Genomic DNA, 25,168 nt, shown 5'->3' with positions numbered 1-25,168 from the left:
GAGGGGAGAGCGCGAGAGGGGAACCCTTTTTTCCAAAAAGGGTTCCCCTCTCGCATCTTCTTTTCGAAACGAATTTGGAAACAGGCCCTAGTTCGCTGGAGGTTCTCCCTCTTTGAGCGTAATCGTGAGGACGTCATTCGATCCAGACTGCACATCCCGCTGTATATTGCATATGCGCTCCTTCTGGGCTGGACCAATTTGCAGACTTGGACATGGAGGATTCCCGATTAATTGAATACAATCAGTGCAGTTTACCGGGTAGACGCCAGGGTTTCCACTATTACATCCCAACGCCTTATTCGAGATAGAACTGATAGGTGTATTCTGTGGACCATACCCCCAACCGGATCCCGTCACCGTCATTTCCATCCAGCAGTTCACGCCATTGACGCAGCTGATGTCGAAAGCTTCCTGTCCCCCAGTGACGTTCAGGGTGAACTCGCCGATATTTGTTCCATACTGCCCGTTGGGAAAGTTCGCGCCTGGAACCGGACATTGCGGCATGATGTAAAATCCAACGATTGCGCTAAAACATCTCCCCTTTGGGTCCAATTCGAGGGCTTGGCCGGGCGATATCCCTATCGTGCCCACGTGATTGCCAATGGCAAGCAGCGCTGGAAAGTCCGGCACGTCTACCGGGTTTGGACAGACAGGTCCGGCGACGCCGAATATAACGTAGATGTCGGGGCTGTCTTTCGTTGCATTGTGAATCGCTACCCTGGTCATACTGTTCCCTCCTGATATGAAGACATTAAGAAGTCCAGGCACATATACCCTTAGAGATACATATACATGTTTAACGATTCCATGTATAGCATTTTTCTATAATTTATTTATAAACTGATTTCTGGAAAAAGAAAAAACCGAGGGGAACCCTTTTGTCAAAAAGGGTTCCCCTCTCGCACTTTCTTCACTCTTCCTCCTTCCTCTCTACCCTCACTCTCCAAGCGCTTCGTCGATGCAGGGAGGGATGGGCATGCCGGCCCGGTGCAGGTTGTCCCGGGCCTGTCGCACCTTTTCCATCGGGATTTCGCGTTCGCGCCAGTAGGCGGCGGGATCGTCCAGGAAGGCGGCGATGACGTCGTAGCCCTGCTCGTAGCTCGTCACCTCGTGGCAGCAGTTGACGATCCAACGCGGCCCGAGCGGCCCGAGGTCGTAGCCGCCCCCGGACAGGTCGCTCGAGAGCGTGCGGAACTGGCTCAGCGTCTGCCGCCAGAACGGCTCGCCCCCGGGTCCGAGCCCCACCGGATCGACGAAGATGTACGGCGCGGGCAGGCACTGGCCGATCTTCATGAAGGTGAGCGCCATGTTGACCTCGTAGCTGGTGCCGAAGCCGCCGAGGTTGAAGACCTTGAACACCGAACGCCTATCCAGGATGTCCTGGCGCGTGTTCATGGCCAGATTGGTGAACTGGGCCACGGCTTCGGGCTCGAAATTGGTCTTCTGCCCGATTTCCTCGGCGTTTATGCCGACGCCGATGCGGAAGATGCCGAGGGCGGCGGCCGCGTTGTCCACGGTCTGCATGACCCCGGGCCCGGAACCGTGGGCCACGGCGAAGCCCTCGCCAAGGCGCGGGTGGTCCCGCAGCCGACGCAGAAAATCCGTGATCGGCGCTTCGAGCACCGGCCCCAGCACGTCGCAGGACGAGCCGAACATGGCCATGGTGGTGTGCACGTGCGGCAGGCGTTCCTTGCCCTCGTGCGTCACCCACAGGCCCCGAAAAAATTCCCGTACCTGGGCGTGGCCGTTGTAGTCGAGCAGCAGGTAAAACCGCATGCTCTCGTTTTCCAGGCGCACCAGCTCTTCATAGAGCGTCTGGTCCATGCGGAAGTGCGGCAGCCGACAGAGCTCGCCAACCGAGCAGCCCATGCCCCGGGCCGCCACCACGCCGATGCCGTTTCGCTTGAGCACCCGCAACGTGTCCACCGGCGGCAAGGACTCGGCCACGAACACCTTGGACAGGTTCTGCTCGCCGCCGACATAGCGCAGCCCCTCCAGAAACGGCCGCAGCCGCTTGGGGATCTCTTCGCCCATCAGCACGCCCTCCGGGATATTGCCCCGGGCGTACTCGTAGACCAGCCGCCACTGGAACTCCTGGAGCCAGCCCCCTTCCTCCTGTTCCCAGGGGATGGCGAGCATCCTGCCGGGCATGAATATCCGGCCGTAGCTGCCGCCTTCGTCCGGTCCGGCCGTGATCTCGTCCAAAAGCCCCCGGGCGACGGCCGGATCGAAAATGCCGGTCAGGTCCGCGAAATCCACCCCGGCCGCCAGCACGTCCCTGGCCCGCCCGGGCGGCAGCACCCGCTCGGCCAGCCCGGCCAACCGCACATCCGGTGGGTACAGCCGCATCCGCACGGCCAGGCCATCGGTGGGCACGGCCTCCTCGCCGCCGTTGTAGAGTTCCACCTGGCGCGGCGTGGTAATGCCCGTGGTGCGCACGCCGTCGAGCAGCCGCGAGGCCAGATGGAACACGTCCAGGGACGACGTCTGACGCTCGATCAAAGCCACGAAAGGGCCGATGGCGATGTGCATGGCCCCGACCAGAAACTCCTTGGCGGCCAGGGCCGGCGGCATTCCGGTTGGCGAAAGGCACTGGAAAATGCTCAGGCCGTGCTTGCCCTTGACCAGCATCTCCGCGAAATTGCGCCCCACGCCGAGCAGACGCGAGGAAAGCACGTAGCGCATGTCAAGGAGCGGGATTTCCATCACGCCGTCCGCGTCGATACGGTGCCGCTCGGGCAAAAGCAGCCAGCCGCGCGAAAGCGCCTCCTCGATCTCGTCCCGGCCGAGGGCCGGCCCGCGCGGGATGAACAGGCGGCCGAAGTCCACGCCCCCCGCGTCGCACAGACAGCGCAGGTCGGCCAGGGATTCGGCCAGAACGGCGTTGAGCGCCGTCAGCGCCACCGGCACGTCCACGGTCCGTTGCCCGTCCGACACTTCCGGCGGTTCGCCGGTCAGGCGCACGTCGAGCCCAATGCGGGAGTGACCGCTGCGGCCGCTTATTTCCATGAACCGATGCAGCGGCAGGGAATCGCGGGCGGCCCGGTCGCGCAAATCGCGCACCAGCCCGCGCAAGGCGTCGCTGGTATGGGAAAACCGCATGACGCCAAGCGCCTGGGGCGCGGCCAGTTCCTCGTTGAAATGAACCTCGCCGACGCTGACGAGTTGACCGTCTCCGGTAACGAGCGGGGATGTGAGCATGATGCCTCCGAAAGATGGCGTGGTTGCGGCGGAGGGAATACGGACCTCCCTTATAGGCCAAGCGCCTTTCCGGGGAAAGCCCCCATCCGCGCACCCGCTTGCCCATCCGGCTTGACGTTGGTAATGAAATGCAAAGAACATCGGCCGGTTCGGCCGCAAACCTTCACGACCCAGGCCGGCGGCACGCCCGGCCAGGTGACGGCCCATGCCATTACGTTCCCTTGCCGACCTGCAGCCGGGCATGGTCCTGGCGGCAGACGCCGAAAGCCCCGACGGCAATCATCGCCTGACCAGCGGCACTTCCCTGACGGAAACGCACATCCGTATGCTGCGCGGCTGGCACCTCCGGGAAATCGAGGTGGAAGCCCCGCACCAGCCTCAGGACGCGTCAACGGACGCGCCCGAGGACGCCGCGCAAGCCGTCCTGTCCCGGTTCGTCCATCTGCCCGGGGACAACCCCTTCGTGATCGAGTTGCGCCGCCAAGCCCTGGCCCGGGCGGACACCCGCGTCCCGCCCAAGGCCTGTCGGCCGGCGCACCGCAAACCCGATGCGCCGGCCGGCGTGCCCGCGCCGGAAAAAATCCTCACCGGCGATCCGGTCCTCGTCTCGCTGCCCGAAGTCTTCATGCGCATCCGGGAAGTCCTAAGCGACCCCTCCTCCACCATCGAAGAGGCGGCGGCGGTCATCGGCAAGGACCCGAGCCTGACGGCCAAGCTCTTAAAGCTCGTCAACAGCGCCTTTTACGCCCGCACCCTGCGCGTCTCCGGCTCCCTGCCGCCGGCCTCCGTGGACACCCTGACAAGGGCGGTCATGCTGCTTGGGCTCAACCAGCTTTCCACCCTGGCCATGGGCGTTTCCGTGCTGCCGCTTTTCCGGGACATTCCGGCGGACTGCGTGGATCTGCGCCAATTCTGGCAGCACAGCATCGGCGTCGGGCTCGTGGCCAAAATCCTGTCCGCCCGCCTGGGCGACCCCAGCCCGGAACGTTATTTCGTGGCCGGGCTGCTCCACGACATCGGCCGACTGGTGCTCTACAAGCGCATTCCCGACGTCTCCGGCGAGGCGCTGGCCCGGGCCGCCGAATCGGGCCGGCATCTGGTCGTGGTGGAACGCGAGACCTTCGGCTTCGACCACGCGACACTTGGCGGCATGCTGTTGCGCAAATGGCGCTTCCCCGAAAGCCTGGAACAGACCGTCTGGCGGCACCACGACCCCATGGCCGCGGATGTGCCCCTGGAGCCGGCCATCATCAACGTGGCCGACATGGTGGCCGTGGCCACCCTGGCCGGCGGCAGCGGCGAACGCCTCATCCCCGAGTTCATTCCGGAAGCCTGGCGACTGGCCGCGATTTCCCCCCCCGACCTGCCCGAAATCGTGGCCATGGCCGAAAGCCACCTCGAGGTTGTCTGCGCCATGTTCGCCTAGTGTCGCGCCCGGCCGCCGACCGCCCCTGTCCTTCCACCGCAACGCAAGTGAGGGTCGTATGGACAACCACGCGCAAAATCTCCTCGTGCATTTTCGGCACGCCGAGGAAATCAAGGCGGAATCCCTCGCCTACAAATCCTTTAACCTCTCCCCGCTCCAACTGCTCGATCTGGAGCTCCTGCTGTCGCGGGCCTACTACCCGCTGACGGGATATCTCGGAAAGGACGACTTCGAAGCGGTACTGGCCTCCATGCGCTTGGCCGACGGCACGCCCTGGCCCATGCCGGTGAGCCTCGACGTGCCCTCCCCCCTCGGCGAACGCCTCGAATCCGGGGACAAGCTGGCCCTGCGCGACCAGGAAGGCTTCATGCTGGCCGCCATGACCGTCGCCGAGGTCTGGCCGGCCGATCCCGAAGGCGAGGCCCGGGCCATTTTCGGTGTCCAGGATATCGCTTCCCATCCGGGGGCCCGCGCCCATGTCCGGCACACAGGCGCATACCGGGTGGCCGGCCCCGTGGTCGGCCTGTCCCTGCCGCCCCATGTCGATTTCCCCGAGATGCGCCGCAGCCCGGCCGAAGTCCAAGCGGTCCTCCAGCAACGCGGCTGGCGCAAGGTGCTCGGCTACCAGACGGGCTCACTGCTCCACTGCCGGCACAGGTCCATGCTCCGTCAGGCCGCCATGGACGCCGGGGCCAGCGTTCTGCTGCTGCGGGCGGCCGGCGACGCCATGGCCGAAGGCGCGGCCCACTTTGCCGGCATCCGCTGCGCCCGCATCTTCGCCGACGCCTTCCCCAAAAACATGCTGCTTTTAAACCTGTTGCCCCTGCCCCTGCGCACGGCCGGCCCCAGGCAGGCCCTGTTCGAGGCGCTGATCCAGAAAAACCACGGCTGCACCCACGCCCTCGTCGGCCAGCGCCACGCCGACCCCATGCCCCCGGAGGCCGCGCCGCTCTATCCCGCCGGGCAGGCCCAACGCCTGGTGGCCGACTTCGCCGACGAAACCGGCATCGCCATGGTTCCGGAGACCCCCATGGATTACGTGGAGGAAAAAGCCCAGTATATCCCCCGCGCCCAGGTCGGGCCGGAAATGACCGTCAAAACCATTGACGCCGCGGAATTCCGCCGCCGGCTGGAATTCGACCTGGATATCCCGGACTGGTTCACCATGCCCGAGGTGACCGCCGAACTGCGCGCCGTCTTTCCCCCACGGTCCAGACAAGGCTTCACGCTCTTCATGACCGGCCTCTCCGGAGCCGGCAAATCCACCCTGGCCAAAATCCTCTACGTCAAGTTCATGGAACTGCGCACCCGGCCCGTCACCCTGCTCGACGGCGATATCGTGCGCCGCCACCTCTCCAGCGAACTGACCTTCACCAAGGAACACCGCAACCTCAACATCGCCCGCATCGGCTTCGTGGCCAGCGAAATCACCAAAAACGGCGGTATCGCCATCTGCGCCCCCATCGCCCCCTACGCAAGCTCGCGCAACGAAGCCCGCAGCCTCGTCGCGCCCCACGGCGGGTTTGTCGAAATCCACATGGCCACCCCGCTTGCCGTCTGCGAACAGCGCGACCGCAAAGGCCTCTACGCCAAGGCCCGGGCCGGCATCGTCAAAGGCGTCACCGGCATCGATGACCCCTACGAAATCCCCGAACACCCGGAAATCACCCTCGACACCACAAGCCTCGCCCCCGGCGAAGCCGCCCAGGAAGTGCTGCTCTACCTCGAACGTGAAGGCTACCTCGCGTAGGCGCAGGCAGAAGCAGAGGCAGAGGGAGGAGAAGGCTGGGGCTCTGCCCCAGACCCCGCCGGGAGGCCACGGGCCCCCCGGGCCCCCCTTCCGGTGTGCTTTGGTTGGGCGGGGGAGGCGTTGGCTGGCGGGAGGGCGGAGTGTGGAGAAGATGGCGGCGGAATTTGTCGGGACGGTGCCGCCGCTTCGCGGCAGGCTCGTCCCGGGCAAATTCCGCCCCCACCGCGCCGGTCGCCCCTGCGGGGCGACATTCGGAGAACGTGTTTTTTTCGAAATGCGGCGCTTCGCCGCCGGGCCGATCGCGGCAACAAATACCCGATCGTCCGCCAACCCGCGAAGTCCCGCTCGATCAAAGCGTAAAGGGGGGTCCGGGGGGCATCAAGCCCCCCGGCGGAGGGGGGCTCGGGGGAGGCAGCGCCTCCCCCGACCAAGCCCGAGCCCGAGCAGCTAGTTCAACTTCCCGTGCCCATGCGCGCGCTGGTATTCCGCAGCCTTGCGGCGTCCTTCCTGGCGTCGTTTTTCTTCGGCCTGGGTCAGGCGGCGGCAGACTTCGGCGGCCAGATCGCTGCCGTCCTTGCCGGACGGCAGGTCGCAGGCGGCCAGGTCTTCGGCCATCTGCTTTTCCATGCGTTCGGATTCGAGGAACATCACGTAGGCCAGGGCCAAGGCGGCCTCGTTTTCCTCGCTCTCGTCGCAGAGGATTTCGAGCTGGGGCAGGGGCACGGTTTCGAAAAGCCGGTCCACGAACATACCGATCCACTTTTCCGTCAATTGCGGCAGCAGGCGGGGCGTTTTTTCGGCCAGGACCAGGGCCGCCTCGGGCCCGAGGTCGGGCCGGGCCAGGTTAACGAAGGCGGACAGGGCTTCGGCGCGGCCGACGTCGTCGGTCCTGGCCACGCGGCGAAGGAGCGCCACGCGGGCTTTTTCCCGCAGACTGGCGGCGGCATTGTCGGGTGTTGTCGTCATGGGGCCTCCTTGTCCGCATCGGACTCCCCGGGCGGCAGCACGTCGATGACGCGACCGGGCAGGGCCTTTTGGTCGCACACGGTCCGGCCATCGGCGGTGATATGCTTTTGGCCGTCGACGATGACGATGCCCGTGCGTTCGAGGACCTCGCGCCGGAAGGCGTATTCCTCCTGCATGCGCCGGGTTTTGTAAAGAAACCACATGCGCACGAGGTAACTTAAGCACCAGGCCGCCACGAGTCCGAGCATGACCCACGGCGCGATGACCTCCACGTGGTCGCCGATGCGCAGGAGCATCTGGATGACCGCGTCGAGGTAGTAGAGCGCCACGCCGAGAAGCATCAGGCCGCCGAGCAGGATGACGGTGGGCAGGCCGCGCGACAGGCTGATGATTTTTCGCAGCCGTTCGGGCATATAGCGCAGGTGTTCCTCGTCCATGGCCGGATCGCCCTTGAAAAAGCGGTTGAAGCCCAGGCCGATGATGTTGACCACGAGCATGATGGCCGCCGGAGCGAGGATCAGGGCCACGCCGTAGGGAATCCAGGGGAAGCGGAACTGGGTCGTGCCGTCCGGGAGTTTGTGGGAGTTGATGATGCCGTAGCACACGGCCGCGATGGTGACGGCGAATTCCACCAGGATGACCCCGATGGAGAGGAAGGTCAGCAGGTTCTTTTTTTCCCTGTCGGACAGGGTCATGCCGAAACCGCCCAGGCTGGCTGCGCCGCCCTTGGCTTCGGTCGCGTCGTTGTCTTGCGGGTTATCCATAGGAGGGTCTCTTCTGCCTTGCCCAGTGAGCGGTCCGTCGGGCCATAACCGAAACCGTCCCATTCCCAGCGGTTGCGGGGACGGCGGCGCGACGGGGACGAGGTTACGGGAAAAACCGGGGTGGGAACGGTTCCGGGCCGGCCGCGTCATCGAAGCCGCACGGCTTGCGCCGCTTCACGCCCGACGCAGCAACGTACAAGCGCCCCGGAACAGTACGCCAGCCGGGACGCCAATCGGGGCACCTCGGGGCGAGGTCTCCGCACAACGCTGTGTTCGTAGTATGCAGCATCCCAGCCACGCCATCAGGTAAGGGTTAACCGTCGAGATGGCAAGTCCCCCGGGGGCAAACCCAAGCCTGTGCCTCCTTTTTCAGAGCCGGGCGGCAGGGATTGGAACGGCTTTTTGCAGCGACGCAGGGGACGTCGCGGACACGTTGTCGTTTTTCCCGCGTTCCATTATGAAATTCTCTTCACGTTCCTGGCAGGCGCCCCCTCCGGGCACCCGCAGGCGGGACCTTCCCCATGCCGACTCGCCAACCGCTGTTTCCGCTCCCGCCGGCCGCGTCCGGGGCAAGGCCGCTCTGCTCGCCGCCGGTTTCACCGTTGCCGCCGCCGAGGCCGCCGTAAACCCGGGCGGGAACACCGGTTTGCCCCCCGGTTGAATTCATTCGGCTTTATGCTATCGTCCGGCTCTAGCAACTGAGCAGCCGGCCGGTCGTACGGCGAGGCGAAGGATTTCAGGAAACGCGTATGAGCGCAGGCGGGCCGGATCAGGCCAAGTCTTCCCTGTCCGTGCTGGTGGTGGACGACAACGACGTCAACCAACTCTACATGCAACACCTGTTGCGCAGGCTCGGCCACGTCCCGGCCGCGGCCTGTGACGGGCGGCAGGCCCTCTCCCTCCTGGCTTCCCAGCGTTTCGACATCATTCTCATGGATATCCAGTTGCCGGACACCAACGGCCTGGACCTGACCCGGATCATCCGCGACGGCAAGGCCGGAACCGTCAATGCGCCGGACATTCCCATTTTAGCCACCACCGCCTTTGCCCTGCCGGAAGATCGCGCCCGATGCCTGGACGCGGGCATGAACGACCACCTGTCCAAACCCCTGCGCGGCGAGGACCTGCGCCAGGCCCTCGATTACTGGGCATCCATGCCCCAGGGCAAAGGGACCGGCCCGCAAGCCGCCTTCGACCTGACCGCCTTTATCCGCGAAAGCCGGCAGGAATTCGCCACGGAAATGCTGACGCTTTTTCTGGAACTGGCCGAGTCCCGGCGATGCGCCCTGCGCCAGGCCCTGGAGAGCGGCAACCTGCAAGCCGCCGTGGCCGCGTCCCACGACCTGGCCGGCATGGCCGGTCCCATACGGGCCTACCAGTTGCTCGAGAGCATGAAAGCGGTCCAGGAAGCCTGCCTGATGGGCGATCTGGATGCCTGCCGCGCCCGCTACATCCGGGCCGACAGCGAGTTGGCCACCGTGCTCGGGGTCGTGCGCGCCCACCCCTACGTCGCCGCCAAGGATTGCTAAGCCCCCCCATTGCGACCGGCCTCCCCTTCCCTGCGCCGTTTTCTGTCTTATTCCAGAAGATGGAACCTGCGGCGTAGGAATTTACTGCCCGACGGAATGCCGCAAGGGAGGTCGCCATGCCCCCGCGAAAATGCATTGTGCCCGCACGGTCCCGGAGAGCCGCCATGGCCCTGGGCCTTCTTGTACTGCTTTTTTCCGCTGTCTCCGCCTTCGGAGCCGGCCAAACCGCAACCAGGACGGAGACCGCCATGACCAGCCACAACGATGCCACGCAACACGTGGCAACCCTTGCCGGCGGCTGCTTCTGGTGCGTGGAATCGGACCTGGAAAAGCTCCCCGGCGTCCTGGACGTCGTTTCGGGCTATACCGGCGGGGAGGAACCCCACCCCGACTACGAACAGGTCTCCGCCGGCCGCACCGGCCACTACGAGGCCGTCCAGGTCTTTTTCGATCCCGCGCGCGTAAGCTACCGCCAGATCCTCGACGCGTTTTTGCGCCACATCGACCCAACCGACCCAGGCGGCCAGTTCGCCGACCGGGGCCGGCAATACCGCACAGCCATTTTCTACCACACCGAAGCGCAAAAAAAGGAAGCCGAGGCCGCACTGGCCGCCCTTGCCGCCACGAACCGTTTCGATAAGCCGCTCACCACGGCCGTTTTGCCTTTTACCTTCTTCACCGACGCCGAGGCCTACCACCAGAACTATTACAAGACCCACAAGCTCCAGTACCAGACCTACCGGCGCTTTTCCGGCCGCGACCAGTTTCTGGCCCAGGTCTGGGATAAAAAGCCCGACACGCCGGAACCGAAGGCGGACGGCGACTGGCGGCACTTCAAGAAGCCCGACGCCGCCGCCCTGCAAAAACGCCTGACGCCCTTGCAGTTCGAGGTCACCCAGAACGAAGGCACGGAACGGCCCTTCGACAATGCCTACTGGGACAACAAGGCCCCCGGCATCTACGTGGACGTCGTGTCCGGCGAGCCGCTCTTCAGCTCCCGCGACAAGTACGATTCGGGCACGGGCTGGCCGAGCTTCACCCGGCCGCTGGTCCCGGACAACATCACCACCCACGAGGACAAAGGCCTTTTCACCACGCGCACCGAAGTGCGCAGCCGCCACGGCGATTCGCACCTGGGCCACGTCTTCAAGGACGGCCCCGCGCCGACCGGCCTTCGCTACTGCATGAATTCCGCCGCCCTGCGCTTCATTCCCGCCAAGGAGATGGCGGCCGCCGGCTACGGCGAATTCGAAAAGGACGTGCAGTAACCCGCCGCCGCTTCCACCGCCTCTCCCCAAAACGTCCCGGAATGGTCCCGACCGCTTCGGGACGTTTTTCGTCAGCCCTGCCGTCGCATGTGAAACAGGGAACAATCCACTGGATAACCCAGGCCGGTTGCGCTACGGTTTGCCGAGCAGTTCCGACTGCGACGCCGCGCGGCCGGGACCGGCGGCAACCGCCATCGGCCCCCAGGCGGGGAGGGAGACGGTCGTGACAAGACCCGGGGCGACATTCGCGGCCATAAGCGTCAAGCATAAGCTGCTGGCGCTTTTCGGCTGCATTCTGGCGGGCTTCCTGCTGGTCTTTACTGTTGACCATCTGGAAACCCGTCTTACCGAGCGCACCCTGGAGCTGGAACGTCTGGCCGTGTCCGCCAAGATCGCGGTGCTCGGCATGCGGCGCCAGGAGAAAAACTACTTCCTGCGCCACGATTCCGCCTCTCTGGCCGCCGTACGCCAAGAAAAGCAGGCGGCCGTCCGGGACGTGGAAACCATCCGCGGGCTCGACCCGGCCCATGCCGCCTCCTGCGACGCGGCCCTGCGCCTGCTGCGCGACTATCTGACCAGCTTCGAGGCCATGACCGGCAATCCCGACGCCACGGGCGTCGATGCGCCGGCCGCGCTTTTTTTGGATCGCTCCCTGGACCTGGAGCACCTGGAAAGGGCCGATCCGGCGCTCGCCGGCGGCCTTGCCCGGCTGCGTCTGCTGGAAAAGCGCTGGCTCGTCTCGGGTACAGGGCTGCCCTTGCAGGGCCTGGAGACGGCGGTGGACGACCTGACCGCCAAGGCCCGGGACAACGGCCCGGCCGGCGAGGCTGCGACCACCGCGCTCGCGCGCTACCGCGAAGCCCTGGCCGTCTATGCCGGCCGCCTGGAACAGGTCGCCTCCACCACCACCGCCTTCGTGGCCGCCGCCCGGGCCCTCGAACCCATGACCGAGGCACTCGAGCGGCACTATGAAACCCGCCGCCGGGACATCGTGCGGGAATCCGCCCTGATCGGCTGGAGCATCCAGGGCGCGGTCCTTATCCTGGTGGGCCTGGCCGCCTGGGCCGTGTTCCGGTCCGTGGCCATACCCCTCGCCGCCATCGGCGAACATGCCCGCCGGGTGGCCCGGGGCGAGGCGTCCGACCTGAATCCGACCGCGTTCTCAGGGGAATTTCACGCCCTGGCCGAGGACATCGGCCGCATGGAAACCCATCTGCTCGCCACCATCCTCGACCTGGCCCGCAAGGAGCGCGAGGCCGCCGAAGAGGCCAGGCACGCCCGGGAGGCCTGCCGGCGCGCCGAGGATCTCGGCCGGGTCAAGGCCAATTTTTTAAGCCTCGTCTCCCACGAGCTCAAGACGCCGCTGACCTCCATGGTCGGCTTCGCCCAGGTCATGCGCAAACGTCTGGAACGCGGCCGCCCCCTGCCCCAGGCCGTGGCCGGCCGGCCGGAGCTTGAGGCCGAGCTGGCCCGGTTTCGCGAAAACCTGGACATCATGCTCGGCGAGGGACGGCGGCTGGCCCAGATGATCGACAACGTGCTGGAGCTGTCCTCCCTGGAGGCCGGGGAAACACCACTCGCCATGGAGGCGGTCCGCGCGGCCGAAGTCGTGGAGCGGGCCGTTTCGCCCTTCGCCGGAGCCATCGCGGAAAAGGGGCTGCAGTACGTAAGCGAGATCCCTGCCGACCTGCCGCCGCTTCGTTGTGACCGTGAGCGCCTCGTCTACGTGCTGCGCCATCTTTTTTCCAACGCCGTCAAGTTCACCGAATCCGGGCACATCGCCTGCCGGGTGACGCGCGAAGGGCCCATGGCCGTCATCAGCGTGGAAGACAGCGGCCCGGGCATTCCCCCGGAAAAGCGCGAGGCGGTTTTCGAAAAATTTCTCCAGCTCGGCGACAACCTCACCGGCAAGATGCCGGGGCTCGGCATCGGCCTGGCGGCGGCGCGGGCCGTGGTCGAGTACCATGGAGGCTCCATCCGAATCTCCGGCGAACCCGGAAAAGGCAGTACGGTGTCCGTCACCGTGCCGCTGGCCGAAGCCGCGTAAGCGACAGCGCTTTTCATCGCGGCGGGCCTGGGCTATTTTCGTTCCAGGCGGCATAACCAGCGAGGCGTCCGTATGATACAGGATCAACTCAGCAAATTACGCCTGAAACTCATCGCCATAACCTTGGCGTTCTCGTTTATTCCCCTGTTCAGTCTCGGCCTCGTCCTCTACGATCGCTTTTATGTGACCTACACCGACAAGGTCTACGACAATTTAAGCAACCTGGTGGAGAACAAAAAGGTCACCATCGACCTCTTTCTGGCCGAACGCGTGGCCCAGCTCTCCAATCTGGCCCAGACCGAATCCTACCGCGACCTGTCCCAGGAAGACTACCTGGAGCACATCTTCAGCGTGCTCCAGCTGCACAGTAAATCCTTCCTCGATTTGCAGGTCATCGACCAGAACGGCATCTGCGTCTCCTACATCGGCCCCTACAAGCTGCGCGGCGTCGATTACGGCCACGAAGAGTGGTTCAAAAAGGTCATGGCCAAGGGCATCCACGTCAGCGACGTCTTTCTGGGCTTTCGCAAATACCCCCACTTCAACATCGCCGTCAGCCGCCGCGAAGGCAACCGGACCTGGGTGCTGCGGGCGGCCATCGACTCGGACATCTTCGATTCGCTGGTGCGCAGCATCCATCTGGGCAAATCCGGCGACGCCTTTCTGCTCTCCGCCGACCACGTGTTCCAGACCAAGCCGCGCTTCGGCCACGCCACGTTCGACACCCTCGATTTTCCGGACATTCCCCGCTTCGCCGGCACCCGCGTAAGCAGCCTGACCATCGACGGCCAGACCTCGCTTTTCGCCATGACCTGGCTCAACCACAAGGACTGGCTGCTGGTGATCAAGGACGATCCCCGCGAGGAGCTTTTGCCCGTGACCCGGGCGCGCTGGCTGCTCATCCTGCTTCTGGCCGGCGGCACGCTGCTCATCATCGGCGGGGCGGTGCTGGTGGCCGGCGGCACGGTCAAGGCGCTGATTTCGGCCGAGCGGGAAAAGGCGACGCTCGACGCGTCGCTGACCCAGTCGAGCAAGATGGCCGCCCTTGGCAAGCTGGCCGCCGGCGTGGCCCACGAGGTCAACAACCCCCTGGCCATCATCATGGAAAAGGCCGGCTGGATGCGCGACCTCTTAAGCGAGGAGGACATCAAGGCCAGCCCCAACTTCCAGGAATTCGCCGACGCCGTGAACAAGATCGAGTTCCACGTGCGCCGGGCCAAGGACGTCACCCACCGCCTGCTCGGCTTCGCCCGCCGCATGGAGCCCACCCAGGAGGACATCGACGTCAACCTGCTCTTGAACCAGACCCGCTCGTTTCTGGAAAACGAGGCCAGTTTCCGGGGCATCGCCTTTGTCAGCAACTACCAAAGCGACCTGCCCCGCATCGAATCCGACACCTCCCAGCTCCAGCAGGTCTTCCTCAACATCATGGACAACGCCATAGACGCCATCGATAAAAACGGGACCATCACCGTGACCACGCGGTCCCTGCCCGAATCCGGCGAGGTGGACATCGCCGTCGCCGACACCGGCAAGGGCATCGCCAAGGAAGCCCTGGAAAAAATCTTCGACCCCTTCTTCACCACCAAGAAGGTCGGCGAGGGGACCGGGCTCGGGCTCACCATCAGCTACAGTATCATCGAGAAACTGGGCGGCCATATCCGTGTGACCAGCGAGGAAGGCCAGGGCACCACCTTCCACATCACGCTGCCGCTGCACGCCTGAAACCGTGTTTGTAAAAGGCATCGGCTTTTTTTGAAAACAATGGATTCCAACGGCGGCTGTGCCCTGAAAACGCCGTGCGCACCGCGCCGTGGGAAAAAACTTCAAGCGCGGCAGGGGAGGAACGGATGGGACTTCGCGTACTGGCCGTGGACGACGAGGCCGATTTCATCGAAACCCTGGTCAAGCGCTTCACCTATCGCCAGATTCCGGTCACCGCCGCCGCAAGCGGCGCGCAGGCCCTGGAGCTGATGGAAAGCCAGGACTTCGATGTGGTCATCCTCGACATGCGCATGCCGGGCATGGACGGGATGACGGTGCTTCGGGAAATCAAGAAACGCCACCCCCTGGTCGAGGTCATCATCCTGACCGGCCATGCCTCGGTGGAAGCCGGCATGGAAGGGATGTCGCTCGGGGCTTACGATTACGTGCTCAAGCCCGTGGACTTCGGGGAACTGCTGGGAAAGGCCCGCAAAGCCCATGAACGCAAAAAGCTCAACGAAGCCCGTACCCGGGAGGGTTGATCCGGGCGCTTTCGCGCCCCTTTGGCCCTACACCGTGCTGTCCCCCGCCCTGGCCGGCGCGGCGGTGGTGGCCACCCTGGCGACGCCCCCGGCCGTGGACGTCGCCCTGGCCCTTTTCGCCGGCGCCGTGTGCATCGGCTCGGCCCTGATGCTGGCCCAGCGCACCCGCCGCCACGAACACGAACTGCGCGAAATGGACCTGCGCCTGCTCCAGTCCCAGAAGCTCGCCTCCATCGGCGAACTGTCCTCGGGCATTGCCCACGAGATCAACAACCCGCTGGCCATCATCACCCAGGAGCTCGACCTGGCCCGGGAGCTTCTGGCCGGCGGGCCCTGCCTCGCCGAGGCGGATCTGGCCGATGCCCGCGACAGCCTGCGCGAGATCGCAAGCCAGGTGGACCGCTGCCGCCAGATCACCCACAAGCTTTTGAATTTCGCCCGCAAGATGGACCCTGTGCTCCAGGAGGAGGCCCTGGACCGGGTCATCGAGGACATGGCGCTGCTCGTCGAACGCGAGGCCCGGGGCCGGGACGTGGTCATCGTGCGCGACTACGCGGCCGATCTGCCTCCGGTGCGCACCGACGTGCCGCTCCTGCGACAGGTGATTTTGAACCTCCTGACCAATGCCCTGCACGCCACGCCGAAAGGCGGCTCCATCACCCTGTCCACGCGACGCGAGGGGAAATGGGCCGTCGTCGCCGTGCGCGATACGGGCAGCGGCATTGCCCCGGCGAACATGGACAAGATCTTCGATCCCTTTTTCACCACCAAACAACCCGGCCAGGGCACGGGACTGGGCCTGTCGCTTTCCCACGGCATCGTGGCCCGCCTCGGCGGAACGCTTGTCGCCACGAGCCCGCCCGGGGAAGGCGCGACCTTCACCGTAACCCTGCCACTGTAACGCTACGTCCCTAACCAAACGGAGCCCCCCCATGGCCGACCCCATCCGCGTGCTCATTGTGGACGACGAGGAACGCTTCCGCGACACCCTGGCCAAGTTGCTCTCGCGCCACGGCTTTTCCGTGCGCACGGCCGGCGGCGGCGAAGCGGCGCTCGCCCTTCTGGGCGAGGCCCCCTGCGACGTGATCGTGCTGGACGTGAAGATGCCCGGACTCTCGGGCGAAGAAGCCCTGCCGCTTTTGCGCCAGGCCTGCCCCGAAGCCGAAGTGCTGGTGCTCACCGGCCACGCCTCGGTCGACATCGCGTCGGTCATGATCGCCGGCGGCGCGGCCGATTACCTGCTCAAGCCCTGCCCCACCGAGGAACTCGAAGGCGCCATCCGGGCCGTGTTCGACCGCCGGCAGGCGACAAAGCCACGATAGGCGCACTGCTTGAAATGTCGCTCCAGGTCCTTTACGACACCGCCTTGACGTATTACGTCAAACGTAGCGATATTCGGAACACGCGGATGGCGAAGGCCTGATGAGGGAACGATGATCCAGTCCTTTCGCTGCAAGAAGACAAAGCAATTATTCGAAACCGGCGAGTGCGACAAACAGTTCCGAGCGATCGCGCGGCCGGCCGAGCGGGCGCTCAGACGCCTGGAAGCGGCCCAGGAACTCTACGATTTACGCAATCCGCCAAGCAACCACTTCAAGGCGCTCGAAGGAAAGAGAAAGGGACAGTACAGCATCCGCATCAACGATACCTGGCGCATTTGTTTCACCTGGACCCCATCCGGTCCGGAAGGCGTCGAAATCGTCGATTATCACTAAACATCCCTTTTCCCCCATAGCGTAAGCGCCAAGAGAGGTTCAGTATGCGCACACCGATTCATCCCGGTGAGATATTGGCAGAGGATATGCGGGAGCTGGCGCTCAGCGCCAACCAATTGGCCGCGCAACTCAAGGTGCCCGCCAACCGCATCACACAGATCCTCAAGGGGCAACGGTCCGTCACGGCGGACACCGCCCGACGTCTGGCGCGATTTTTCAAAACCACGCCACAATACTGGCTGAACCTGCAACTGATCTACGAACTCGACCGCGATGCGCTTGAACAGGACAAGACGCTGGAAATAAACGCCATCCAGCCGTTTGACGTGCAAGACGCCCACCCGTCCTCCCTTTAAGAGGAAGAAATGCCTCCGGCGGCCAGGGGGAAACTTTTTGAAAAAAGTTTCCCCCTGGACCCCCTTCAAAAACTTTCAAAGGGGTGACGTAACACGCAAGAAAGGGGGGATATTCTCCATCGTTGGGGGAGATGGTGGAAGGCCCTGAACAAGGACAGGGATGCATCGTTTCTGGCGAAAGGATAGTTCGTTCGGGGGGAACGTTTGCCGGCAAGCCCCAGCGTGTCGTCTCGCGTGCAGGGACATGCGCCATTCGGTCCTGACGCACGGACGGGGCAACAGAACGGCTGCCTAGAGATGAGGACGTGCGGCCGAGGCGGCAGGACGACTTCCGGAGATGGGGCGCGTGACCAGGGCCGGCGGGGGCGGGCAGGTCGGACGCGAAGGCGTATTCTTCAAATATGCGCCGCGCGCGGCTGCCCTGCCCACCCCCGCCGGCCACGCAACCATTCACCCACTCAATCAATTAACCAATCAACGAATCAACCCAGCAACCCACTCAGAAAAAACTAAAAACTATTCGTCCTTGAGCGAACGGGTCATCAACTCATAAACGGCCTCGGACGGGTCCTTGTCTTTATATAAGATGGCGTAGACCTGCTCGCTCAACGGCATGTCGATGCCGAGCTTGGCGCACAGGGCATGGACCGCCTCGGTGGTCTTGACGCCCTCGGCCACCATTTTCATCTCGGCCAGAATGTCGAGGAGCTTTTGGCCCTTGGCCAGGCGCAGGCCGACCTGCCGGTTGCGGGACAGGTCGCCGGTGCAGGTGAGCACCAGATCGCCCATGCCCGAAAGCCCCATGAAGGTCTGCCGTTCGCCGCCCATGGCCTTGCCGAGCCGGCTCATTTCGCTAAGCCCCCGCGTGATGAGCGCCGCCCGGGCATTGCCGCCGAACCCCAGCCCGTCGGCCACGCCGGCGGCGATGGCGATGATGTTCTTGATCGCCCCGCCAAGCTCCACCCCGCGTACGTCCGTGGAGGTATAGACCCGGAAGTAGGACGTGGAAAGCGCCTCCTGCACGTCCTTGGCCGCCTTTTTGTCCTTGCAGGCCAGGGTCACCGCCGTCGGCATCTCGCGGATGACCTCGTAGGCGAAAGACGGTCCGGAAAGCATGGCGAAACGGGGCTTGACCGCCGCCAGGGCGTCCTCGCACACCTGGGACATGGTCATGAGGCTGTCGAGTTCGATGCCCTTGCTCGCGCAGATGATCACCGCGCCCTTGGGCAGGTACTTGAGATAGCGCTGGTAGGCATTGCGGATGAACTGGCAGGGGACGGCGAAAACGAAGTGCTTGACCCCGTCGGATACGGCCGCCGCGTCGGTGCTGACCTCGAGGTTGTCGGCCAGTTTGCGGCCGGGCAGATACCAGGAATTCTCCCGGGTGGTGCGGATCTCGCTCATGACCGCCTGTTCACGCACCCAAAGCCGGGCATCGTGGCCCTTTTTCGCCAGCAGGTCGGCCAGGGTGGTGCCCCAGCTGCCGCCGCCCAACACCGCTATCTTCATGAAATGCGCCTCCGACGGGTACGCCCCCGGGCGTCACGCCTGTTGCGCGCGCCCCTGGCCGGCCCCCCCGTTTCATAATCGCCGATCGCCCGCCCGAAGTCCGAAATATGCCCCCCAGGCGCGACGCCGCGTGGAGTTGCCTCTAGCATACAAAGCCGGTAGAGACAAAGGCTTTCCAACGACGCAAGCGGGAGCGGCCATGACCACGAAAGCGACGAAAATCGAACTGACGGACACCGACAGGGAAATTCTCAAACGGGTGCAGGGCAGCCTGCCCGACTCGGCCACGCCCTATGCCGACATCGCCGCGGCCGCGGGCACGGACGAAGCCCATGTCATCGCCCTGCTCTCCCGCATGACCGAGACCGGGGAGATCCGGCGGTTCGGGGCCACGCTCAAGCACCAGAAGGCCGGGTTCGGGGCCAACGTCATGGTGGCCTGGTACGTGCCCGAGGAAGACGTGGACCGCATGGGCGCCATCATGTCCAAGCGCCCGGAGATCAGCCACTGCTACCACCGGATCAACTGCCTGGACTGGCCGTACAATCTCTACACCATGATCCACGGCCGCAACCAGGACGATTGCCAGGCCGTGGTCGAGGCGCTTTGCCGCGAGACGGGCCTCGACGACTACGCCATGCTTTTCAGCCTCAAGGAACTCAAGAAAGTCAGCATGCGCTATTTTTAGTCCGTTTCCACCCCGGCCGAGGACACCGTTTTCCCGGACTCCCGGGCAGCCCGTCGTTCGGCCATGGCCTTCTTGAATTCCGGCGAATTCACGCGGTTGAGAATCAGCAGATCCTCGAGTTCCAGGGACCGGCGCAAATCGCCCAGGTCGCTTTTGAGCAGCTTGCGGATGGCCAGCATGGTGGAAACCTGCGGCTCCCGGTAGTTGTGGGCGACCTTGATCGCTTCTTCCTCGATGCGGTCGGCGGGCACGATCTTGTCCACGATGCCGAGGTCGAGCGCCTCTTCGGCGGAAAAACGCGGCCATTGGAGCACTTCGCCCGCCTTGCCGCCGCCGAGCAGGCGCGACAGGAAATAGCCGCCGCCGCCCTTGGGAACCGTGCCGAGCTCGGCAAAGGCGTTCTCGAACAACGTCCCCTCGCCCACGATGCGGTAGTCGCACGACAGCGCGCCGTTTAAGTGGAAAAACGAAACATGGCCCCTGTCGGCGTGGATGGTGACCTTGTTGAGGCCGGCCATGGTCACGGTATAGTTGTTGACGAGGTTAAAAAGGCGCTGGATGAGGAAATCCTCCCGCCGCGAGGTCAGGAAGTCGTCGAAAAACTTCAAGGTGTCGCCGGCGCCGCTTGGCTGGTGGGGGCCGACGAAAATGACCACGCTCACCTGGTCGGTATGGGCGATGATCTCCAGGTGATCGAAAAAGGTGTCAATCTTTTTGAGGTCCCGGGCGTGGGTGACGAAGTGGGGCTTGGCCCGCACGATCAGCAGGTTGTCCCGGCGTTCGGAAGAGAAAAACTCGTTGTCGGTAACCAAGCTGGTGGCGACTTCCATGGAAACCTCCTTGCTGGCGCGCGGCGGGAAGCCGTGGTGCCCGGCCGCCGGTTCCCGGCGTCAACCCGCCGGCTTTATTGAAACCTGCCATCGCCGCCACGACCTGTCAACACGACCGAGCCTCTCTCCCGCCGGCAGCCCGAAAACGCCAAAACCCCTTGCTTTGGCCGGGCGAGCCTTCTATCCTTGCTCGAACCCTCCCTAACCTCTGCCGCGGAGCCCTGTTTGAGCGCCCGAAGCCTTGACGCCCTGTTCCGGCCCAATTCCGTGGCCGTCATCGGCGCTTCCGCCGATCCCGGCCATGTGGGCGCGGTGATCATGAAAAACCTGCTTGGCGGCAAGTTCCTGGGGCCGGTCATGCCGGTCAACCCCGCCCATGACGCCATCGCCGGGGTGCTTTGCTACAAGTCGGTGGACACGTTGCCCCTGACTCCGGACCTCGCCGTCATCACCACCGATCCGGACTCCGTGCCGGAATACCTGCGCGAACTCGGCCGCCGGGGCGTGGGCGCGGCCGTGGTGCTGCCTCCGGGCTGGGCCAAGCTGCCGCGCGAGGCCAAGCGCGCCTTAAGCGCCCGCATGCTCGAGGCCGCCGCGCCGTCGGGCCTGCGCATCCTGGGGCCGTCGGGGCTCGGGCTGGTCGTGCCGGGGCTCGGGCTCAACTGTTCCCTGGCCACTTCCGAAGCCATCCCCGGCCGCATCGCCTTTATTTCCCAGTCCGCCTCGCTTTTTTCCGCCGTCCTCGACTGGGCCGGCACCAAGGGCATCGGTTTTTCCCATATTTTGTCACTTGGCGACCGGGTGGACCTCAAGTACGCCGACATCCTCGACTACATGGCCCAGGACCCGCATACGCGCTCGATCCTGCTCTATATCGAGTCCGTCACCGACGCGCGTTCGTTCATGAGCGCCTCCCGGGCGGCGGCGCGCAACAAGCCGGTGCTGGTGATAAAACCCGGCCGCAAGCTCTGGAGCATCTACCCGCCGGAGCCCTCCGAGGGCCGCGACGAGGTCTACGACGAGGCTTTTCGCCGTGCCGGCATGCTGCGCGTGGGCGAGATCGACGCGCTGTTCGACGCCGCCCAGACACTGGCCCGCTCACGCCCCCTGCGCGGGGACACGCTTGCCATCCTGACCAACGGCGGCTCCATCGGCATCATGGCCGCCGACGCCCTGCTCGAAGGCGGCGGGGGACTCGCCAATTTCGACGCCGAGGCCAGCGAGTCGCTTTCCGCCCTGCTCGGCCCCAACTGGCTGCGCCACGGCGTGGTGGACATGAGCTTCGACGCCGCCCCGGCCGATTACGCCGACGCCTTGCGGGCGCTTTTGCGCTCGCCGCACATAAGCGCCGTGCTCGTCATCCACGTGCCCTTTCCCGGCATCTCGGCCGACGCCGCCGCCTCGGCCATGGCCGAGGTGCTGGCCAAGACCAACCGCACGGTGCTGGCCTGCTGGATGGGCTACGACCCGGCTTCGGGCGGGGCGCTGAAGACCCTAAACGACGCCGGCGTGCCCACCTACGAGACCCCGGACCAGGCCGTCTCCGCCTTCGTGCATCTGCTGCGCTACCGCCGCAACCAGGAACTGCTCATGGAGATGCCGGCGAGCCTGCCGAGCGAATTCGCCCCGGACCCGGACTCGGCCAGGGCCGTGGTGGAACGCGCCTTTGCCGAGGGGCGCCTCACGCTGACCGATCCGGAGGCCAAGGAAGTGCTCGGCTACTACGGTGTGACGGCCGTGGCCTCCCAGTTCACCGAGGACGCCGACGACGCCGTGGCCGCCGCCGAGGCCCTGGGCTATCCCGTGGCGGTCAAGATCGTCTCCCCGGACATTCCCCAGCCCTTCGACGTGGGCGGCATCGCCCTGGACATTTCCGGCGGGGAGGCCGTGCGCGAAGCGGCCGAGGCGGTCCGGTCGCGCGCCCTGGCCCATGTGCCCGAGGCCCACATCGAGGGCTACGTGATCCAGGAGATGGGCAAACGGACCGGCGCCCACGAGGTGACCATCCAGGCCCGGGTGGACCCGGTCTTCGGACCGTACGTCATCTTCGGCCAAGGGGGCATCGCCGCCAGGGTGACGCGGGACAAGGCCGTGGCCCTCACCCCGCTCAACATGTCCCTGGCCCGCGACCTCATCTTCCGCACCCGCGTCGCGGCGACGCTCAAGGGCGCGGCCGGCCAGCCCGGCGCGAACATCGAGGGGCTCTGTCTGACGCTCAACCAGATTTCCCAATGCGTGGCCGACCTGGAGCGCATCGCGGCCATCGACTTAAACCCCATCCTGGCCACGCCCGAAGGCGTGCAGGTCATCGGCGCGGCCATCCGGCTCACCCCGGAGGCGCAGCCCAATCCGCACCGCCTGGCCATCCGGCCCTACCCCCGGGAACTCGAGGAGTGCGTCACCCTCAAATCCGGCCGCCACGTCATGCTGCGCCCCATCCGGCCCGAGGACGAGCCGGCCCATTTCGCCTTTTTCAAGCACCTCTCGCCCGAGGACCTGCGCTTCCGGTTTTTCGGCGTGGTGCGCGAGCTCACCCATACCGAGATGGCCCGGCTGACCCAGATCGACTACGAGCGGGAGATGGCCTTTATCGCCACCGCTCCGGGCGACGACGACGCGCCCGAGACCCTGGGCGTGGTGCGGGCCTCGACCCGGCCGGACAACTCCTCGGCCGAATTCGCGGTCATCGTCCGCTCGGATTTGAAGGGCCAGGGACTGGGGCGGCTGCTCATGGAAAAAATCATCCGGTACTGCAAGGAACGCGGCACGCGGGAGCTGACCGGGCAGGCGCTCATGGAAAACGGCGGCATGCAGGGCCTGGCCGACAAGCTCGGCTTTTCGGTGGTGCGTAACTACGACGAGGAAGTGGCGGAAATGCGGCTGCCCCTAAACGATCCCGGCCCCGGGGAGGCGGCCCCCAAACCGCCCGCCAACGCCGGATAGCTCCATGCCGGCATCCGTCCCCTACGATCCCGACGCCTTCGACGACCTGCTTGCCCCGCGCGCCTGCTTCGCCATGCGCCGCGAGCCCGGGCCGCCGCGCCTGACCGTCTGCCTGCCCCATCTGCACCGGGAACACCTGTTCGGCGGCATGGCCTCGGCCCTGGCCCTGGCCGCCCATCTGGCCCCCCGTTACGCGGCCGTGCGCTGCCTCGTGCTCACGCCTCTGCCGGAGGCGTCCGGGCGCATCGACTGCGGCGCGGCCCTCGGTCGACCGGGGGAAGTAGTCGAGACCGTTTCCCTGCATGACGGCGCGGAAATCGTCTTTCACCCGGCCGACGTGCTCCTTTGCCCCAACTGGCGCACGGTGCTCGTCTGGGAGCGGGCGGCCGCGCTTTTCGCCGCCGCCGGTCTGCCCCCCCTTCCCTTTTATTATTTCATCCTGGACTGGGAGCCGGGGTTTTACCCCATGGGGCTCAAGCACCTGGCCGCCGAAGGAACCTACCGCCATGGCGAGGCCTGCCAGGCCATCTTTCATTCCCGGGAGCTGTACCGGTTTTTCGCCGCCAGAAACTATGCCTTCCCAAACCCCATCGTGGTGAAACCCTCCCTGGACGCGCTGCTCGGCGCCGTGCTCGGCAGCCTTGGCGGCAACGTTCCCGCCAGGCAAGGCGAACGCATAAACGTGCTCGTCTACGGCCGTCCCGGACACCACCGCAACTGCTTTCCGGCGCTTATGGCCGTCATCGCCGCCTATGCCGAAGCCTACGGACCGACCCAGGGCCGGCATGTCGCCTTCCTAAGCGCCGGCACGCCCCACGAGGATGTGAATTTCGGCCACGGCACGGTGCTTAGGAGCCTCGGCACCCTGTCCATGGCCGACTACGCCGCCGCCCTGCTCCAAAGCCATGTCGGCATGGCCCTTATGGCCTCGCCCCATCCGTCCTATCCGCCGCTCGAAATGGCCTGCTTCGGCCTGGAAGTCCTTACCAACGCCTATCCCCCGGCCAAGGACCTGTCCCGGGAACATCCGCGCATCCGCAACATCGACCCGACCGACCCGAAACGGGCGGCGGACGTTCTGGCCCAGGCCATCGAGGCGGCCCGGGCGCGCGCCGGCCGGGAGACGCCGATCGTCTTTCCGAAATCGGTCAGCCCGCTTCCCTGGAGCGCCAATTTCCGCCGGGCCGGCCTGCCCGTGCTCGGCATCGGGGAGCCCGCCGCCTGAAAGGCGGGGCGAAGAGCCCATGGACCGCTACGACCTGCGCCAGGCGACCTTTCTGCTCGCCGTCAGCTGCGACACCCTGGAGCGCGTGCGCAATCTCAAGGTCGTGCTGCGCTTCCTGCGGACTTCCTTCGACGCCGGCGTCCATGTTCTCGAAGCCGGCCCCGCGCCCGTGTTCAGGGACCACATCGCCGAGCACCTGCCCCATATCCGCTACGATTTCGTCCCGGACGACAGCCCCTTTTTCTACAAGACCCGGCTCCTCAATCGCCTGCTCGCCGCCTGCGACACCGACGTGGCCGTGGTCTACGACGCCGACATCCTGTGCCACCCGGCCAACCTCCGGCGCGCCTACGCCCTGGTGCGGCAAGGCTGCGACATCGCCCTGCCCTACAGCGGCGTGTGCCGGACGTGCCGGAGTCCGTAATCCCCCGGCTCATGGGGGAGCCCAGGGACTACCCGGGACGCGGGGAACTGCGGGTGCTCTACCCCTTTTCGCCGCGCCCCGCTGGCCCAAGTACGGCAACGCCTTGCGGGGTTTGCCACCGCGCCCGGGCCTTTGCCGACCGGTTCGCGGCCCGGCCCCCTTGAAAGTTTTTCGGGAGGGTGGGGGTCCGGGGGAGGGGAGGGAACCCTTTTTTTTAAAAAGGGGTTCCCTCCCCCGGATCTTCTCCCCTCTATCACGTATACACTTCATCAACGGGCAAA

The 25,168-nt window shown here is 65.3% G+C and carries 21 protein-coding genes; 15 read left to right on the top strand and 6 right to left on the bottom strand.

All coding sequences use genetic code 11. From position 1 onward, the window contains the following. Positions 1-87 precede the first annotated feature (87 nt). Both ACMZ6R_RS06730 and ACMZ6R_RS06725 read right to left on the bottom strand, forming a co-directional pair. A complete protein-coding gene (locus tag ACMZ6R_RS06730; RefSeq protein ID WP_416110146.1) occupies positions 88-726 on the bottom strand; it encodes a hypothetical protein in 639 nt (212 codons plus the stop codon). A gap of 210 nt (positions 727-936) precedes the next feature. Then, on the bottom strand, positions 937-3,201 hold the full coding sequence (locus ACMZ6R_RS06725; protein ID WP_416110145.1) for a Rossmann fold nucleotide-binding protein: 2,265 nt from the start codon (positions 3,199-3,201) through the stop codon (positions 937-939). 205 nt (positions 3,202-3,406) lie between these two features. Here ACMZ6R_RS06725 and ACMZ6R_RS06720 point away from each other — a divergent pair, with 205 nt between their 5' ends. Both ACMZ6R_RS06720 and ACMZ6R_RS06715 read left to right on the top strand, forming a co-directional pair. Beyond that, on the top strand, positions 3,407-4,627 hold the full coding sequence (locus tag ACMZ6R_RS06720) for an HDOD domain-containing protein (RefSeq protein ID WP_416110144.1): 1,221 nt from the start codon (positions 3,407-3,409) through the stop codon (positions 4,625-4,627). A gap of 58 nt (positions 4,628-4,685) precedes the next feature. Then, on the top strand, positions 4,686-6,377 hold the full coding sequence (locus ACMZ6R_RS06715) for a bifunctional sulfate adenylyltransferase/adenylylsulfate kinase (RefSeq protein WP_416110143.1): 1,692 nt from the start codon (positions 4,686-4,688) through the stop codon (positions 6,375-6,377). 447 nt (positions 6,378-6,824) lie between these two features. Here ACMZ6R_RS06715 and ACMZ6R_RS06710 read toward each other — a convergent pair whose 3' ends face one another. Together ACMZ6R_RS06710 and ACMZ6R_RS06705 are read right to left on the bottom strand one after the other, a co-directional pair. Further along, the gene (locus ACMZ6R_RS06710) at positions 6,825-7,343 is read right to left on the bottom strand and encodes a hypothetical protein (RefSeq protein WP_416110142.1); all 519 of its coding nucleotides are present in this window, start codon (positions 7,341-7,343) and stop codon (positions 6,825-6,827) included. Next, complete coding sequence (locus tag ACMZ6R_RS06705; RefSeq protein WP_416110141.1) at positions 7,340-8,107, bottom strand: hypothetical protein; 768 nt, start codon at positions 8,105-8,107, stop codon at positions 7,340-7,342. The genes ACMZ6R_RS06710 and ACMZ6R_RS06705 overlap by 4 nt, the downstream gene beginning before the upstream one ends. Before the next feature lie 749 nt (positions 8,108-8,856). Here ACMZ6R_RS06705 and ACMZ6R_RS06700 point away from each other — a divergent pair. From ACMZ6R_RS06700 to ACMZ6R_RS06660, 9 genes are all read left to right on the top strand, one after another. Beyond that, positions 8,857-9,636 (top strand): response regulator, encoded by a 780-nt coding sequence (locus tag ACMZ6R_RS06700; protein ID WP_416110140.1) that lies wholly within the window; start codon positions 8,857-8,859, stop codon positions 9,634-9,636. A gap of 164 nt (positions 9,637-9,800) precedes the next feature. Continuing rightward, positions 9,801-10,904 (top strand): peptide-methionine (R)-S-oxide reductase MsrB, encoded by a 1,104-nt coding sequence (gene msrB / locus ACMZ6R_RS06695; protein WP_416110139.1) that lies wholly within the window; start codon positions 9,801-9,803, stop codon positions 10,902-10,904. A 223-nt stretch (positions 10,905-11,127) separates the two neighbouring features. After that, entirely contained in the window at positions 11,128-12,951 is a 1,824-nt protein-coding gene (locus ACMZ6R_RS06690; RefSeq protein ID WP_416110138.1) for an ATP-binding protein, read from the top strand. Between the two features lie 72 nt (positions 12,952-13,023). Beyond that, positions 13,024-14,676 carry a sensor histidine kinase gene (locus tag ACMZ6R_RS06685; RefSeq protein ID WP_416110137.1) on the top strand — a complete coding sequence of 551 codons (1,653 nt, stop codon included), beginning with the start codon at positions 13,024-13,026 and terminating at the stop codon, positions 14,674-14,676. A 125-nt stretch (positions 14,677-14,801) separates the two neighbouring features. Further along, positions 14,802-15,197 carry a response regulator gene (locus ACMZ6R_RS06680; protein WP_416110136.1) on the top strand — a complete coding sequence of 132 codons (396 nt, stop codon included), beginning with the start codon at positions 14,802-14,804 and terminating at the stop codon, positions 15,195-15,197. Between the two features lie 34 nt (positions 15,198-15,231). After that, positions 15,232-16,098, top strand: coding sequence for a sensor histidine kinase (locus ACMZ6R_RS06675; RefSeq protein ID WP_416110135.1), 867 nt, complete (start codon positions 15,232-15,234; stop codon positions 16,096-16,098). A 31-nt stretch (positions 16,099-16,129) separates the two neighbouring features. Next, positions 16,130-16,519 (top strand): response regulator, encoded by a 390-nt coding sequence (locus ACMZ6R_RS06670; protein ID WP_416110134.1) that lies wholly within the window; start codon positions 16,130-16,132, stop codon positions 16,517-16,519. 111 nt (positions 16,520-16,630) lie between these two features. Then, entirely contained in the window at positions 16,631-16,912 is a 282-nt protein-coding gene (locus tag ACMZ6R_RS06665) for a type II toxin-antitoxin system RelE/ParE family toxin (RefSeq protein WP_416110133.1), read from the top strand. A 44-nt stretch (positions 16,913-16,956) separates the two neighbouring features. After that, the gene (locus ACMZ6R_RS06660) at positions 16,957-17,268 is read left to right on the top strand and encodes a HigA family addiction module antitoxin (RefSeq protein WP_416110132.1); all 312 of its coding nucleotides are present in this window, start codon (positions 16,957-16,959) and stop codon (positions 17,266-17,268) included. Positions 17,269-17,784: 516 nt separating this feature from the next. Here ACMZ6R_RS06660 and ACMZ6R_RS06655 read toward each other — a convergent pair. Next, on the bottom strand, positions 17,785-18,777 hold the full coding sequence (locus ACMZ6R_RS06655) for an NAD(P)H-dependent glycerol-3-phosphate dehydrogenase (protein WP_416110131.1): 993 nt from the start codon (positions 18,775-18,777) through the stop codon (positions 17,785-17,787). Positions 18,778-18,976: 199 nt separating this feature from the next. On the opposite strand from ACMZ6R_RS06655, the gene ACMZ6R_RS06650 reads away from it, so the two are divergent. Next, positions 18,977-19,465 carry an Lrp/AsnC family transcriptional regulator gene (locus ACMZ6R_RS06650; RefSeq protein WP_416110130.1) on the top strand — a complete coding sequence of 163 codons (489 nt, stop codon included), beginning with the start codon at positions 18,977-18,979 and terminating at the stop codon, positions 19,463-19,465. On the opposite strand, the gene ACMZ6R_RS06645 is transcribed toward ACMZ6R_RS06650, so the two are convergent. Further along, positions 19,462-20,295 (bottom strand): enoyl-CoA hydratase/isomerase family protein, encoded by an 834-nt coding sequence (locus ACMZ6R_RS06645; protein WP_416110129.1) that lies wholly within the window; start codon positions 20,293-20,295, stop codon positions 19,462-19,464. The genes ACMZ6R_RS06650 and ACMZ6R_RS06645 overlap by 4 nt on opposite strands. 225 nt (positions 20,296-20,520) lie before the next feature. Between ACMZ6R_RS06645 and ACMZ6R_RS06640 the strand changes: the two genes are divergently transcribed. From ACMZ6R_RS06640 to ACMZ6R_RS06630, 3 genes are read left to right on the top strand one after another with little or no spacing between them, the layout of a single operon-like run. Further along, a complete protein-coding gene (locus ACMZ6R_RS06640; RefSeq protein ID WP_416110128.1) occupies positions 20,521-23,238 on the top strand; it encodes a GNAT family N-acetyltransferase in 2,718 nt (905 codons plus the stop codon). Positions 23,239-23,242: 4 nt separating this feature from the next. Next, entirely contained in the window at positions 23,243-24,463 is a 1,221-nt protein-coding gene (locus ACMZ6R_RS06635; protein ID WP_416110127.1) for a hypothetical protein, read from the top strand. Positions 24,464-24,482: 19 nt separating this feature from the next. Next, positions 24,483-24,887 carry a hypothetical protein gene (locus ACMZ6R_RS06630; RefSeq protein WP_416110126.1) on the top strand — a complete coding sequence of 135 codons (405 nt, stop codon included), beginning with the start codon at positions 24,483-24,485 and terminating at the stop codon, positions 24,885-24,887. The last annotated feature ends 281 nt before the right edge of the window (positions 24,888-25,168 follow it).

Origin of the sequence: Solidesulfovibrio sp. C21 (genome assembly GCF_047785625.1) — a bacterium.
Classification (GTDB): Bacteria; Desulfobacterota; Desulfovibrionia; order Desulfovibrionales; family Desulfovibrionaceae; genus Solidesulfovibrio.
This window is presented reverse-complemented; position numbering and strand designations above follow the sequence as displayed.

What these genes read in the sequence shown, in the direction of transcription:
- ACMZ6R_RS06730 (WP_416110146.1), bottom strand. Translation starts at nt 726, where the DNA reads ATGACCAGGGTAGCGATTCACAATGCAACGAAAGACAGCCCCGACATC.
- ACMZ6R_RS06725 (WP_416110145.1), bottom strand. Translation starts at nt 3,201, where the DNA reads ATGCTCACATCCCCGCTCGTTACCGGAGACGGTCAACTCGTCAGCGTC.
- ACMZ6R_RS06720 (WP_416110144.1), top strand. Translation starts at nt 3,407, where the DNA reads ATGCCATTACGTTCCCTTGCCGACCTGCAGCCGGGCATGGTCCTGGCG.
- ACMZ6R_RS06715 (WP_416110143.1), top strand. Translation starts at nt 4,686, where the DNA reads ATGGACAACCACGCGCAAAATCTCCTCGTGCATTTTCGGCACGCCGAG.
- ACMZ6R_RS06710 (WP_416110142.1), bottom strand. Translation starts at nt 7,343, where the DNA reads ATGACGACAACACCCGACAATGCCGCCGCCAGTCTGCGGGAAAAAGCC.
- ACMZ6R_RS06705 (WP_416110141.1), bottom strand. Translation starts at nt 8,107, where the DNA reads ATGGATAACCCGCAAGACAACGACGCGACCGAAGCCAAGGGCGGCGCA.
- ACMZ6R_RS06700 (WP_416110140.1), top strand. Translation starts at nt 8,857, where the DNA reads ATGAGCGCAGGCGGGCCGGATCAGGCCAAGTCTTCCCTGTCCGTGCTG.
- msrB (WP_416110139.1), top strand. Translation starts at nt 9,801, where the DNA reads ATGGCCCTGGGCCTTCTTGTACTGCTTTTTTCCGCTGTCTCCGCCTTC.
- ACMZ6R_RS06685 (WP_416110137.1), top strand. Translation starts at nt 13,024, where the DNA reads ATGATACAGGATCAACTCAGCAAATTACGCCTGAAACTCATCGCCATA.
- ACMZ6R_RS06680 (WP_416110136.1), top strand. Translation starts at nt 14,802, where the DNA reads ATGGGACTTCGCGTACTGGCCGTGGACGACGAGGCCGATTTCATCGAA.
- ACMZ6R_RS06670 (WP_416110134.1), top strand. Translation starts at nt 16,130, where the DNA reads ATGGCCGACCCCATCCGCGTGCTCATTGTGGACGACGAGGAACGCTTC.
- ACMZ6R_RS06665 (WP_416110133.1), top strand. Translation starts at nt 16,631, where the DNA reads ATGATCCAGTCCTTTCGCTGCAAGAAGACAAAGCAATTATTCGAAACC.
- ACMZ6R_RS06660 (WP_416110132.1), top strand. Translation starts at nt 16,957, where the DNA reads ATGCGCACACCGATTCATCCCGGTGAGATATTGGCAGAGGATATGCGG.
- ACMZ6R_RS06655 (WP_416110131.1), bottom strand. Translation starts at nt 18,777, where the DNA reads ATGAAGATAGCGGTGTTGGGCGGCGGCAGCTGGGGCACCACCCTGGCC.
- ACMZ6R_RS06650 (WP_416110130.1), top strand. Translation starts at nt 18,977, where the DNA reads ATGACCACGAAAGCGACGAAAATCGAACTGACGGACACCGACAGGGAA.
- ACMZ6R_RS06645 (WP_416110129.1), bottom strand. Translation starts at nt 20,295, where the DNA reads ATGGAAGTCGCCACCAGCTTGGTTACCGACAACGAGTTTTTCTCTTCC.
- ACMZ6R_RS06635 (WP_416110127.1), top strand. Translation starts at nt 23,243, where the DNA reads ATGCCGGCATCCGTCCCCTACGATCCCGACGCCTTCGACGACCTGCTT.
- ACMZ6R_RS06630 (WP_416110126.1), top strand. Translation starts at nt 24,483, where the DNA reads ATGGACCGCTACGACCTGCGCCAGGCGACCTTTCTGCTCGCCGTCAGC.